This window comes from Shewanella sp. Pdp11 (assembly GCF_002838165.1).
Classification (GTDB): Bacteria; Pseudomonadota; Gammaproteobacteria; order Enterobacterales; family Shewanellaceae; genus Shewanella; species Shewanella hafniensis.
The window spans coordinates 3,564,406-3,578,869 of the sequence record NZ_CP015194.1 but is presented as its reverse complement, the minus strand read 5'-3'; the positions used below and the strand labels follow the sequence as shown (position 1 = coordinate 3,578,869).

7 protein-coding genes and 1 pseudogene are annotated in these 14,464 nt (G+C 44.5%); 4 read left to right on the top strand and 4 right to left on the bottom strand.

Annotated features, from left to right (window positions below; all coding sequences use genetic code 11):
* Positions 1-88: 88 nt before the first annotated feature.
* Complete coding sequence (locus AYJ58_RS15830; RefSeq protein ID WP_106650860.1) at positions 89-2,134, bottom strand: bifunctional 2',3'-cyclic-nucleotide 2'-phosphodiesterase/3'-nucleotidase; 2,046 nt, start codon at positions 2,132-2,134, stop codon at positions 89-91.
* Positions 2,135-2,841: 707 nt separating this feature from the next.
* On the opposite strand from AYJ58_RS15830, the gene AYJ58_RS15825 reads away from it, so the two are divergent.
* A complete protein-coding gene (locus tag AYJ58_RS15825; protein WP_106650859.1) occupies positions 2,842-4,986 on the top strand; it encodes a M3 family metallopeptidase in 2,145 nt (714 codons plus the stop codon).
* Positions 4,987-5,127: 141 nt separating this feature from the next.
* Here AYJ58_RS15825 and AYJ58_RS15820 read toward each other — a convergent pair whose 3' ends face one another.
* The 3 genes from AYJ58_RS15820 to AYJ58_RS15805 all read right to left on the bottom strand — a co-directional run bounded on the left by AYJ58_RS15820 (position 5,128) and on the right by AYJ58_RS15805 (position 8,856).
* Positions 5,128-5,577, bottom strand: a complete 450-nt coding sequence (locus AYJ58_RS15820) for an acetyltransferase (protein WP_106650858.1) — start codon at positions 5,575-5,577, stop codon at positions 5,128-5,130.
* Between the two features lie 117 nt (positions 5,578-5,694).
* Positions 5,695-6,174 (bottom strand): hypothetical protein, encoded by a 480-nt coding sequence (locus tag AYJ58_RS15815; RefSeq protein ID WP_106650857.1) that lies wholly within the window; start codon positions 6,172-6,174, stop codon positions 5,695-5,697.
* Positions 6,175-6,651: 477 nt separating this feature from the next.
* Complete coding sequence (locus AYJ58_RS15805) at positions 6,652-8,856, bottom strand: M3 family metallopeptidase (RefSeq protein ID WP_106650855.1); 2,205 nt, start codon at positions 8,854-8,856, stop codon at positions 6,652-6,654.
* A 411-nt stretch (positions 8,857-9,267) separates the two neighbouring features.
* Here AYJ58_RS15805 and AYJ58_RS15800 point away from each other — a divergent pair, with 411 nt between their 5' ends.
* From AYJ58_RS15800 to AYJ58_RS15790, 3 genes and pseudogenes are all read left to right on the top strand, one after another.
* Complete coding sequence (locus AYJ58_RS15800; RefSeq protein ID WP_106650854.1) at positions 9,268-10,917, top strand: dipeptidase; 1,650 nt, start codon at positions 9,268-9,270, stop codon at positions 10,915-10,917.
* Positions 10,918-11,354: 437 nt separating this feature from the next.
* Complete coding sequence (locus tag AYJ58_RS15795) at positions 11,355-12,332, top strand: transposase (RefSeq protein ID WP_106650853.1); 978 nt, start codon at positions 11,355-11,357, stop codon at positions 12,330-12,332.
* Between the two features lie 222 nt (positions 12,333-12,554).
* A pseudogene (locus AYJ58_RS15790) lies at positions 12,555-12,923 on the top strand (transposase); the annotation flags it as partial.
* Positions 12,924-14,464 lie beyond the last annotated feature (1,541 nt).

Here is a 14,464-nt window from a genome sequence, read left to right as displayed (position 1 = left end):
TAGCGCGCAGATTAGCGTTAATTTAATCTGTAGGGAATAAAAAAGGCTCACGAGGAGCCTTTTTAGCATGATATTGCGGGATTAACGCTTATTTGGTTAAGTTGATGCTATAAACGGCGAAACCCAGTTCATCCTTGCTGATCTTCTTCATTTCACGTTGTTTATTGGCTTCAATAAAAGCAGCGGCTTTGTCACTGTCTTGGGTTTCGAAGCGAACGTCTAATGTGACGTTAGTAGTGATGGTTTTGAAATCCCAGTTGTAATCGGCACTTGGATTAACCATAGCTTCGTACTTACCCGTGGTTTCGTTGTACTGAGATTGCGCTGTGATATAAGCCGCTAACGCTTCACGGTTGGTATCGGGCAGTTCGAGCACCACATGGTCGCTACCCGTTCCTGCAAACTTACCACCAAAGGCGCGGTAGTTATTTGAGGCGATGATAAACTCTTTCGCGGCAAATTCTTCACCTGTGATGACTTTACCGTTTTCGTCTTTATAGCTTAAATCAACGATACGGTTCGCATTGGCATTAACGACGGCGCAATCGCGGTCAAACTTACTCGGTTGAGTGACATCAATCTTGTAGGTTAAGCCATCGAGTACGTCGAAGTTATAGGTTGGATGACCATCCCAGTTGATTAACCCTTGTGGGGTGGTTTTTGTTGGGTCGATTTGATTGAACTGGTTTGCTGAACACTCGAGCCAATCTTTCAATTCGGCGCCAGTTGCTTTGACTGCCACCATAGTATTGGGATACAGGTACAGATCGGCGGCATTTTTAAAGGTCAGTGAACCTTTATCGACTTGCACAAATTGATCGGCATCACTGGTTGTACCGTGGCGACCGCCCGCTTTAAAAGGCGCAGAGGCTGACAGCACTGGCAACCCTTTTAATTCCGGAGGTAATTTTGCTTTCACGTTAGCGATTTGCGCATCGGAAACGATTTGTACCGTAGGGTCATCCTGCACTAAGGTCAAAAAGCTATACATATCAGCAGCAGCGACACCAATAGGCTCATCCACAAAGGCGAGGGTACCTTGGTGCTCGGCGGCAACGGCATCGTGAATAGCAGCATCCGCTTCAACTAATGGGGCTTTATTTGCGCCATCATAGATAGGACGAGCTTGCGTTTTGGCACTAAGGACATGCCACTTGTCATCTCTACGCTCAAGTTTAAAGTCAACCACCCCTAAGTTATCGCCCCAACGACCTGGCATCACCGCGGGGACGCCGTTCAGTAGGCCTTTTGTGACATCGGTATTGGGCAAGTCAGCATACTTAGCATCTGGGAAGATAGAGTGGCTGTGACCGAATAGAATCGCATCGATACCGTCAACATAAGTCAAAGCGTAAGTGGCGTTTTCAGCCATAGGATCGCCAGGATTTTCCGTTGAACCAATGCCAGAGTGTGGAATGGCGATAATGATATCGGCCCCTTTGGCTTTCATTTCTGGGACATATTTTTTCGCGGTGGTAACTATATCTTCAACCGTCACTTTCCCCGTCAGATTTTGCTTATCCCACAATAGAATTTGTGGTGGCACAAAGCCAATATAACCAATGTTAATGGTTTGATTATTGCCTTCGCTGTCGATAATATTTTTTTGTTTAATGATATAAGGGGTGAATAAATGCTCACCTTTTTTCACCTCTTTCCAGCAACCCTTATCGTCGGCGCAATAAACGTTTGAGTTGATATAAGGGAAATCTGCACCACTAATGGATTTATTTAAGAAGTCTAAACCATAGTTAAATTCATGGTTACCGATATTACCGACTTCATAATCTAATAGGTTCATGGCTTTATAAGCAGGGTGAACATCGCCCATTTGCAGGCCAACTTTGGCCATATAATCGCCCATAGGGCTGCCTTGTAGCAGATCGCCGTTGTCGACGAGGACGCTATTCTTGGCTTCGCTGCGTGCAGCGTGGATCAAGCTTGCAGTGCGGGCAAGACCGATTGTGGGATCGTCTTTACCACTGTAGTAATTGAAATCCATGATATTTGTATGCAGATCTGTGGTTTCGAGTACCCGTAAATCGGCTTGAACGACTTTGTCGTCATCAGAATTACAGGCGCTGACACCAAGGGCGGCAGTGATCATCACTGCGAGTATTTTCTTATTTAACATAGTTGTCTCTATTTATATTTATTTGACCCCAACGCATGTTCCGTAAAGAGCATGCCCATCATCCCGTTAATTCAGCGTCATTTAACTGTTAGGTTAATTTGTCGCTAAGTTAACGAGCGGGAATTATAAAGACATTTGATGATCTGAATGTGACATTAATCGGAGAAAAGCTGTTTCAAATTGTGACTTAGAGTGCGTCTGCCTAAATAATGAGCCATTTGGCCTGTGTATTTGTTACATTGAGGTTTAAATAATCACAGCAAAAAGTTTATTAAGAAGAATTAATATTTGTTATAGAAACGGTGTTTTATTTGCTTATATCGTTTTTTATGTTGAGGATATTTGGCTTAAAAATCCACTTGGATTGTTTTAAATAATTCTTTTTACATTGAATTTTAGCTAATCCTCATCACCTTTGCTTGCAAGCACTTAGCAAGGATCGCAGCACATTAGGTGTAGCTAAGCGTTGGCATAAGCACATATAGACTCGAAATACACATAAAGTGATACAAATTCGCGCCGCTGCGGCGGGGTAAAACTTGGCTGAAATGCGCGTAACTTGTTAAGGTAGCTCATCGAAATTAACGACCGTAGCAACAAGCGTTCGTTAATTCAGACTGTTTTAAACTGAAAGCCAAAATCCGTTAGCGCGCACCTTTCACCTTAAAAATACAAACGAAAGGGCAGCAACATCCAAGGGAGTTAATATGCGTAAGTCCGTTATTACCACAGCCGTGGCCGCGGCTTTGTTACTTGGCGCTTGTTCAGACAAGCCAGCCGCCAGTGCCAATGAAGCCAAAAATGCCGTAGCGACTCAAATCGCTGCTAAAGCAGAAGCGACCAATGTGTTGCTGAGCAAGAGTCCACTGCAGGATCAAGCGCCACAATTTAACCTTATCCATACGGCAGATTATGCTCCTGCCTTCGAGCAAGGCATTAAAGCCCATGATGCTGAAATCGCTGCCATTGTGAATAACAAGCAAGCGGCCAGTTTTGACAACACCATTCTGGCGATGGAAACCTCAGGTGAATTATTAACGCGGGTGTCGCGGACCTTTTTTAATCTCGCCGGTCTGATTTCTGATGATGATTTCCAGAAAACCGAAGCGGATCTTGCGCCTAAGTTATCTGCCCATCGCGATAATATTTATCTCGATCCGACCTTATTTGCCCGTGTTGAAGCCGTATATCAACAAAAGAGCAGCTTAAATGCGGAAGATCAGCGTTTAGTTGAATACTACTATGAGCAGTTTGTTCGCGCTGGCGCGAAATTGTCAGTTGAAGATAAAGCTAAAATGCGTGACTTTAACGCCGAGCTTGCAACCTTAGCGACGGACTTTTCACAAAACAGCTTAAAATCATTTAAAGATGATGTGATTGTTGTGACGGATAAAGCTCAGTTAGCCGGTTTATCTGACAGCGAAATCGCCACCTTAGCCGCGGCGGCCAAAGCAGCTGGCAAAGAAGGCTATTTGATTACCTTAGTGAACACGACTCGCCAGCCTGTGCTTTCTAGTCTGAGCAACCGTGAACTGCGCCAAAAAGTGTGGGAAACCTCGGCGCACAGAGCCGTCGCAACCAATGGTCCATTGATTGTTAAAATGGCGCAAATTCGGGCTAAAAAAGCCAATTTACTGGGGTTCGATACATGGGCATCCTATGCGGTTGCCGATCAAATGGCGAAAACTCCCGCCGCTGTGTATGAGATCCTCGATGATTTAGCGCCAAAAGCCTTAGCACGTGCCAAAGTAGAAGCGGCTGATATTCAAGCTGAAATCAAAAAGGCGGGCGGTGATTTTGAGCTGCAACCTTGGGATTGGGCTTACTACGCTGACAAAGTGCGTCAAGAGAAATACTCCCTCGATGAAAGCAGTATTAAGCCTTATTTCGAGTTTAATACTGTGCTGCAAGACGGGCTGTTTTTCGCTATGCATAAACTGTATGGCATCAGCTTAAAAGCGCGTACCGATTTACCCGTGTGGAATCCCGATGTCTTAGCCTTTGAAGTCTTTGATAAAGACAACAGCTCTATTGGCTTATTCTACCTTGATCCTTATGCCCGCGAAGGCAAAGGCGGCGGCGCGTGGATGGATGAGTTCGTCACCCAAAGCGGTCTGCTTGGCACTAAGCCCGTTGTTTATAACGCGCTGAATATTCCTAAGCCAGCCGATGGCCCAACGTTAATGACCTTCGATGAAGTGACCACTATGTTCCATGAATTTGGTCATGCGGTTCACGGTTTATTCTCGCAGGTGAAATACCCAAGTGTTGCTGGCACATCTACTGCACGTGACTTTGTTGAGTTCCCATCCCAGGTTAACGAAGATTGGAATATCGATCCTGCTGTGATTGCTAACTATGCCAAACACTACAAGACGGGTGAGCCCATTCCTAAGGCACTGCTCGATAAAATCTTAGCCTCAAATAAGTTTGGCCAAGGTTTTGATACCGTTGAGTATCTGTCAGCCGCCTTGTTAGATATGGAATGGCACTCTATCAGCGCCGATACTCAAATTAGCGATGTAGAGCAGTTTGAGCACCAAGTGTTAGCTAAACACGGCCTTGATTTTGCGCCAATACCACCGCGTTATAAATCGAGCTACTTTAGCCATGCCTTCTCCGGTGGTTATTCCGCAGGTTATTACGCGTATTTGTGGACCGAAGTGTTTGCCGCCGATGCCTTTGCCTATATGGGCGAGCAGGGTGGATTAAAAGCCGATAATGGTGACAAATTCCGTAAGGAAGTCTTATCTAAAGGTAACAGTGAAGATCTCATGCAAGATTACATTCACTTTACCGGTAAAAAACCGACAACCGATGCACTGTTAAAGCGCCGCGGTTTAGTCGACTAATCGATTCGCTGTAAAAAGGCCCAAAGGCTTGTTAGGGAAACCTAGCAAGCCTTTTATTGATGTCGGGGCAGATTTATTCATCTTTTTTGTTTCCGCTGGATACTTTCCAACCCTATTCTCATCGATTGAATCAGGATACATCTACAATCCCTCAATGGAATATAACGCCATATGCAACAGCGGATAAGGTTTTCCCTGTCCATCAACGGGTGAGCGCCCCGTTACTGAAAAACCAATATGCTGGTAAAAACCTAATGCTTGTTGATTTTGCTCATTAACATCCACCTTTGTGGCTCCCAGTTCTTTAATGGCATGTGACGCTAGCATGCAACCAATCCCTTTTCCGCGCGCGTCAGGTGAGATGAACAACATTTCAATATTACCTTCATGTACGCCGCAGAATCCGAGTATTTCTCCATTGTTATTTTTAGCGCACTTTAAGTGAACGGCATCAAAATACTGTTCGAGGATCAGCGGCTTTAATTGTTGTAGATCTTCTTCTGCTAAAAAGTCATGGGTTGCTCTCACCGATGCTTCCCAAATGTCGAGTAGACTAAGATGATCTGCTTTTTCTACCATCTCAATATTCATCATATAACTCTATTGAAAATTTAATGCCGCCTAAGCGGTGAATCATAGTGTGGTATGTCGTGTTGTTAATATTTTATAATGATAAACATACCTAAACTAATATCAGACAATAATGCTTTATTTACTTAAATATTTGTTGGCCAAGCTTTGTCTAAACCTAATTGGATCCTTGCGAAGAGTTTCGTAAAAGGCAAGGAAGGTTAGATATTTAGCAGACGATATTAACCAGTTTTCTAATAATGGGAAAATAACAAAGCAAAGAAAAATCCAGGTTTTTTTGTGTTCAAGAACGAATAAAAACAGTAAGTAACAAAGAAGTTGAAAATAGACGTTTATTTTATTGATTTTAACTGCTCGAGGTCTACCTCGTATAATTAATACATTTGGTATAACAATACTCAGGGTCATGATCACTATACTTGATGCGAAAAGGATACCATACTCTTCGTTTGTTAATTTACCGAATAGCGTTTCAATCGTAAGAATAAGTAAAGGGCCGATAGCACCCGCACCAAACATAAGGAACATGATTAGTGCAATACCAACGACAAACACGCCGATAGATAAGTCATGTTTCTCAAAAAAATTATCTGACATAGACTCTGAATTCCTTATAGCTGACGATTGTTATATTGTATATTTATCCACCTGCACGCCTTACTGCTCAGGTTAAAGCTGGCTGCTACTGTATCTTTACATTCTCGTAATATTCATCGAATGGGATATTAGTGGCATAAAGGAATCATAGGGAATATTCATGGTCAATAAAAACCACTCCAGCACCAATTGTATTTGGGTCAGCATCCAGAGCTTTGAATATTCGAGTGGTATTGAGTTCGTTCTGTAATCGCAGTGTGAGAAGTTTTTCTTTATTTGCGTGAAATGGAGAGCTTAGTAGGGCATTAGACATAATCATTTCCATTGATAATTTAAAAAATATCCTTATATGCGGCAACACAGTACTAAAATATTCAGCCAATTAATAGGTTATTGTAGAAGTTGCTGAATAAAATTATAAGAAAACGGGAGCCGAAGCTCCCGTTGTCTATCTTGCCTTTGGCAAATGATTAGCGATTACTCGGCCAGTAATCCACGGCTACGCAGCAGCGGCTCTATGTCGGCTTCTTTACCGCGGAAGTTTTTATACATCAGCATAGGATCATCGCTGCCGCCTTTCGACAGGATATTATTACGGAAGGAATCCGCAGTGGCCTTGTCGAAAATGCCGTTTTCTTTAAAGGCTTCGAAAGCATCCGCGCCTAAAATATCTGACCACAGGTAGCTGTAGTAGCCTGCTGAATAACCGCCCGCGAAAATATGCGAGAAGTAAGTGCTGCGATAGCGTGGGCTGATTTCTTCAATCAGTCCCATTGCCGCTAACGAGTCCGCCTCAAACTTGGCCGCATCCTTTGGCGTTGTATCGGTTAGTGTGTGCCAATCTAAATCGAGCTTAGTGGCCGCCATGTATTCAACGGTGGCAAAGCCTTGGTTGAACTTACTGGCCGCTTGGATTTTTTTCACTAGCTCTTGCGGGATCACTTCGCCAGTTTTGTAGTGCTTGGCAAATTGAGCTAACACTTCTGGCTGGGTCATCCAGTTTTCATTCACTTGCGATGGGAACTCAACGTAATCGCGAGGTACGGCGGTGCCGCCCTGTGAGCGATATTCGACATTCGATAACATGCCGTGTAGGGCGTGGCCAAATTCGTGGAATAGGGTACTGGCTTCATCGAAGGTCAGCAGCGCTGGCTCATTGCCCGCTGGGCGAGGGTAGTTCAATACATTAACAATAATAGGTTTAGAATCAACGCCATTCATATTGTATTGCTTGCGGAAGGAATTCATCCAAGCGCCGCCACGTTTGCTGTCACGGGTGAAATAGTCACCCATAAAGATGGCCATCAGTTTGCCGTCTTTATCGTAAACTTCCCAAGTACGGACTTCTGCATTGTATTTGGGTAAGTCGGTACGCTCTTTAAAGGTCAAACCGTATAAACGGTTAGCAGTGTAGAACACGCCTTTTAGTGTGCTATCGAGTGAGAAATACGGGCGTGTTTGTTGTTCGTTAAAGCTGTACTTAGCGACACGGATCTTGTCAGCGTAGTAATCCCAATCCCACGCTTGTAGCTTAAATTTGCCACCTTGCGCGTCGATCATCGCTTGCATATCCGCGACTTCCGCTTTGGCTTGGGCCAATGCCGCTGGCCATACCTTGTTGAGCAAGCCGTAGACGTTTTCTGGTGTTTTAGCTGTGCGTTCTTCTAATACGAAATCCGCATGGGTTTTATAGCCCATCAGTTGAGCGCGTTCGGCACGCAGGGCGGCAATCTTCGCGAGGATAATCTTGTTATCGTTGGCGTTATTGTTGTTACCGCGCTCGATGTAACCCTTGTAGAGCTTTTCACGCAACTCACGGTTATCGGCATAGGTTAAAAACGGCGTGATAGAAGGGCGAGAAGTGGTGAATACCCACTTGCCTTCATGGCCACGTTTTTTGGCGGTTTCAAAGGCGGTCGCAATCACATCTTCTGGTAAACCTGCGAGATCGGCTTTGCTATCAACCACTAATTCGAAGGCATTGGTTTCGGCTAATAGATTGTCACCAAAGGCTAAATTGAGTTTACCGATTTCTTCGTTCAATGCGCGCAGTTTGGTTTTATCTTGCTCGCTTAAGTTAGCGCCGCCACGGGTGAAAGATTTATAGGTATCTTCCAGCAATTTGGCTTGGGCTGTGCTGAGTTTTAGGCTGTCTTTCGCGTTGTAAACAGCTTTAACTTTTTGGAACAGTTTGTCATTGAGCAAGATATCGTCTTCAGCGGACGATAACATAGGCGATACTTCTTTGGAGAGGGCTTGCAATGCTGGCGTAGTATCGGCGCCCGTCAGGTTAAAGAAGACGTTAGATACGCGGGTCACTAGATCGCCAGAAAACTCCATGGCTTCAATGGTATTGGCGAAGGTGGGTTTGGCTTTATTATCAACAATCGCTTGAATTTGCTCGTGTTGCTGAGCAACGCCTGCTTTAAAGGCTGGGAGGAAATGCTCTGGCTTGATCTTATCAAAGGCCGGAATTTCCATAAAAGTATCATAGGGTTTAAAGAATGGATTGGTCGCATTCTGACTGATAATTTGTGCTGACACCGCATTGGGCGCTGCGTTTGCTTGAACACTGGCTTCGGGTTGTTGTGTGCTACAAGCGCCCAAGGTTAAGGCTAAAGCGAGAGCACTTAGCGTGAGTTTAGCCGTGCGGGCTTGCGGTTTAAGGGTTAGTCCCTTCATTATTTGTTCCCCGTTAGGTCGATTATTGTTATGGGTGATTGTTTGATGATGGCCATGGATTTCAGCAAAAATTGAAGTCTACGTGCGGCTAAAATCATTAAATTAAGCTTAATGTGACTGTTTAACATGTATCGGACTAGGGGTTCCATCGATTTTGTGTTTAGTTTGTAACAAATGTTTTGTTTCAGGCTTTTAAGCAAAAAATTATGGCAAACTGGCTGCGGCTATTATCGCGTCTCGGTGCGCTTTCTTGGCAACATCATGGGTCAAGGCTGTAGTCGAAGATAATAGCCGCAAACACGTCGCATATGATTGGCCTAAGCTCCACCTTGCACTAAACCAGCTTAATCCATTTTCAACCGTCTCTTGCAGTACGGTCCTAAAACACGAATAACAATAATAGGATCTTCTATGTCTCAATCTGGTATTCAACATGCTCGCGTGCGTCGAGCGCTATCCTTGGCATTACTGACTGCGTCCAGCTGGGTTATGCCGCAGTGTATTGCAGCGCCTGCGTCAGTAACAACAGCGGCTCACACAAACGTCCCCCAGTTAAGCCCAAATGCGCTAAAGGTCGCCGATTATGCGGTCGCAAAATATGATGCGGCTATGGTGCAAAGTTTGACTCAATTGGTGAGTTTTAATACCCAAGCGGTTGAAGGGCAAACGCCAGATACCAACCCCGCCTTTGTGGGCTTTAAGTCGAGTTTGAAGCAACTCAGTCAGGAACTCGGGTTAGATTATGCCGATCATGGTTATGTGGTGTTGATTGGCTTAGATGCTAATTCGGCTGTAAACAATGAATCTAAAAAGTTAGGCATAGTTACCCACGGCGATGTGCAACCTGCTAATCCTGCTTTGTGGGCGAAGAGCCCTTATCTGCTTGATACTCAATCGGAACCGGGCAAACTGATTGGCCGCGGCACAGAGGACGACAAGGGTGCCATTGTCACCGCCATGTATGCAATGAAGGCGATTAAAGATAAACACATTAAGCGAGATAGACGCATTGAACTCTTGGTTTATCTTGCTGAAGAGTCCGACTGGGAACCACTGAAAACCTTTTTAGCCAGCTACACGCCAGCGGACATGAACATTACTATTGATGCCGAATATCCTGTGGTGACCGCCGAAAAGGGCTGGAGCAAGATTAGCTTTACTGTGCCCAAGGTTACGCACTCCAATATAGAAGCTAAAGCAGGGACTTCAACTCAAGCGCCCACGTTAACCGCTTTCTCTGGCGGCTATTTTGCCAGCCAAGTCCCGCAGCAGGCCGAGGCGGAAATTGAGGCGGTTTCACCCGCATTACTGACAAAATTACAGACCAGAGCCGCCGCGCAGCAGGGCATGAAATATCGTTTTGAAAACCATTGCGTCGATAAGCTGTGTAACCTGCATATTTTTGCCGACGGTAAAGCCGCCCATTCATCCACCCCTGAGGATGGAGTGAATGCCGTGACACATTTGGCGGCATTATTAAGTCCCGGGTTGAATGATAAGCCTTGGCCGAAAACCAGCGCCTCCTTAACCGTCACCGCCATGAACGAGCTGGTGGGGTTAGGCATTTACGCCGAGCAGTTTGGTGACTTAGCCTATAAAGATGATTTTATGGGACCGCTGACCTTAGCCCCAACTGTAGTGGTGCAAACGCAAAAAGGCACAGAGGTGACCATTAACTTGCGCCGTCCTGTCGGTAAAACACCAGAGTTACTCGCTCAGCAAGCCCGTGAAGCCTTAGCTTTGTGGCAGGATAAACACCAAGTGCAGCTTGCTGATATCGAAAGTTATTGGGGCGAGCCTATGGTGATGAAGGACGCGCCGCAGCAACAACCCCTGCTCGACGTGTTTGCCCACTTCACTGGCATAGTCAACCCTAAACCCGTTGCAATTGGCGGCTCAACCAACAGTAAATTATTCCCCAATGCCTTAAGTTTTGGCCCAGCTATGCCGGGTGTGGAATACACTGGCCATACAGAAAAAGAGTTCATCACCCATAAGCAATTTATGCTGAACCTAAAAATGTACACCGCAGCGTTTATCGAGCTATCGGCGGTTAAATAGCGCTCTTTGTGAAAGTGATTTTGGGATGGCACAAAAGTGTTGAGTAGCAATAAAGTCTGTATCAAGTATTAAGCTAAGCATTAAGGGTTAATAGAACAATGGCGGTTACATCTTAGATTTCCGCCATTCCAACGCTAAATACTCAAAGGCAGAAAGGCTCAAAGCTAGTGAGTTATATCGTCAGTTGTGCTGCATGAATTGTTATTGTTTCCCCAGTGACTCGCCGCCCTTTCATTTAACAAGAAGCGTCCCTGAGGGCTCTACTAAAGTAGAAAAATAGCCAGAGAAAAATGGACATCCAGTCTTAATGGCATGGTAATTAACCTCCAACTATGCTTGGTTAAGCATTTAGGAATGAAAAATGGACATCCAGTCTTAATGGCATGGTAATTAACCTCCGACTATGCTTGGGTTAAGCATTAAACAAGGAGGTTTGTATGCCGCGCCCTCGCAGAACTCAGATAAGTGTTGAAGACACTCCCTATTACCATTGCTGTAGCCGCGTGGTGCGGCGTGCATTTTTGTGTGGCGATGATGCCTATTCGGGAAAAAATTATGACCATCGCCGCGCTTGGGTAGAATTGCTACTGTTTGAACTCGAAGCGGTTTTTGCTATTGATGTGGCGGCCTTTGCAGTGATGTCCAATCATCTGCATGTGGTGCTGCGGGTCGATGTCGACAGCGCCAATCGTTGGACTGACCGCGAAGTACTTGAGCAGTGGCATAAGCTGTTTAAAGGTGATGGCTTAACACAAAAATTCGCCAAAGGTGAGTTAGTTGAGGCGCATGAAGTTCACAGATTAAAGCATTCAATCGCAATTTACCGCAGCCGATTATGCGATATTTCATGGTTTATGCGCTGCCTTAATGAACCGATAGCAAGACAAGCAAATCAAGAAGATAACTGTACAGGTCGTTTCTGGGAAGGTCGCTTTAAAGCCCAAGCCCTGCTCGATGAAGCCGCTGTGTTAACTTGTATGGCCTATGTTGATTTGAATCCTATTAGAGCGCAACTGGCTGATACACCAGAACAATCCGACCATACCAGTATTCAGCTGCGTATTCGGGCCGCATTAAAAGGTGAGCAACCTAAAAATCTACTGCCTTTTATCGGTAATGAGCGCGACAACCAGCCCAATGGCATTGCGTTTTTATTATCGGATTACCTTGAATTGGTCGATGATACAGGTCGAATTATTCGAAGTGATAAACGTGGGGCAATCAGTATAAATAGCGCTAAGTTACTGGCAAGATTAAATATTCCCCATGATAATTGGCTCAAGCTCACTACTGAGTTTGGCAAGCTATTTCATGGTCCGGTGGGTACGCTGCAAGCACTCACTGATTACTGTGAACATCTAGAAAAGCGACGACGGCACTTTGCCGCAAGCTGTCAGCACTTTCACAGCAACTAACTGTAATACTGCTTAACCAAACCAATCACTGCCCATTTGTTTTATTGGGTGGGTTAGTATGTCTTAAATGCACCATTTTTTAATGAGTTAGCTCATTTTTATGCCTTAGCTTTAGCCCTTCAACTTTTGATGACTCTCATTTAAGCAATTTTAGTTCGTACAAGTTGTAGACAAACCAAAAGTGCATTATGTTGTTGATCTAAAATGGGTGGCCAGATTTTCGCCGTCCAGTTGCGTATTCGGGCTGCATTAAAAGGTGAGCAACCTAAAAATCTACTGCCTTTTATCGGTAATGAGCGCGACAACCAGCCCAATGGCATTGCGTTTTTATTATCGGATTACCTTGAATTGGTCGATGATACAGGTCGAATTATTCGAAGTGATAAACGTGGGGCAATCAGTATAAATAGCGCTAAGTTACTGGCAAGATTAAATATCCCACATGACAATTGGCTCAAGCTCACTACTGAGTTTGGCAAGCTATTTCATGGTCCGGTGGGTACGCTGCAAGCACTCACTGATTACTGCGAACATCTAGAAAAGCGACGACGGCACTTTGCGGCAAGCTGTCAGCACTTTCACAGTAACTAACTGTAATACTGCTTAACCAAACCAATCTCTGCCCATGTGTTTTATTGGGTGGGTTAGCATGTCTTAAATACACCATTTTTTAATGAGTTAGCTCATTTTTATGCCTTAGCTTTAGCCCTTCAACTTTTGATGACTCTCATTTAAGCAATTTTAGCTCGTACAAGTTGTAGACAAACCAAAAGTGCATTATGTTGTTGATCTAAAATGGGTGGCCAGATTTTTGAGATTTTTATCTACTTTCAACTAGTTGGAGAGTCTGATTCATTAGCAAGTCTTACAGACGCATGTAAAAGCTATCGAAACTCCTCTGAAGTTGAACTATTCGTTCCGTAATAGAAATACGTTTAAATCAAAGGTACTTCGAATTAATGCTATTGGCCTCATCCATTTGGAGCTTTTTCTTACCTGTAACAGAGCAATTTTGCCAGCGACCTAGGCAGTCGTAACCAGTAGATGTGATCAGTGGCTGCCAGCAGGGCGGGCAGTTTGGTGCAGTGCCACTAACTGATGACACTGACACAATTGATCGCTTCTGCTGTTTATGGGTGATCACTTCTACTGCTTTGAGCTGCTCAGTCTGCTGCGAGTTTTAGAAGAGCATTCGCTTTAGGATGGCTTTTTCATCGGGTTTAATATTAACGTTCAATAATCGCCTTACAAATATTAATCCGAAACCAATGAATTAGAGTAAAAAATCTAGCAAGGTTTTGTCCAAAAGTGTGTTGCGTATGTCTGTTAAATCTACAGGTTACGTGAATGCACGAAAGGTGAGCCATGGCGATTAGCGAGATGACCGTCCGCCCCATGGATGGGGCGGTCGAGCATCCACGGACGGACTGGCTGCGAGTCGAAGAGCGAATGCCATGGCAAGCCTGTGTGAGTGGATATCAGCAAACGCTACACTGCTAACAACTAAAATTACTGGTCCCAAGTCCAAAAGATTGTAGTGTATTTTTATTAGCCTTATTAAAAAGCATTTATAAGTCATCAATAAATAAAATGATTAGTCAATCTGATAACAGTAAATGTAAGATCTGTCTTTAGAAGCAACAGGTTACGCGAATGCTCGAAAGGTGAGCCATGGTGATTAGCGAGACGACCGTCCGCCCCATGGACGGACTTGAACAACATCCTTGTTTAACTGCCAGTTCGCCCTCCATGGCTCTCGTTCATAAGCTCAGAAACCTTAGGTTTCTATTCACCGTGTCGGAAAGTGAATGCCATGGCAAGCCTATATGATTGAATACCAGCCAACACTAGATCTCTGTGACTGAAATAACAGGTCACCCAGTACAATTTGTCTACACCTTCTGTCTTGAATTGAGTTGCGTTTAGTATGATATTTCATGACTCAGTTGCAGCGTCACTAAAGTAAAAACAATGCAAATCAGCACAATAACTTTTCCACACAATAAAAAGCCCTGCTTATACAGTGATGTATAGCAGGGCTTTTTAATCGAGAGTTTGCATTCGCTAAGCGGAGAGACACGCTTTACTCAGGGTTTATGACCTAGTTCGAATAGGTCATAAATCCTTTTATC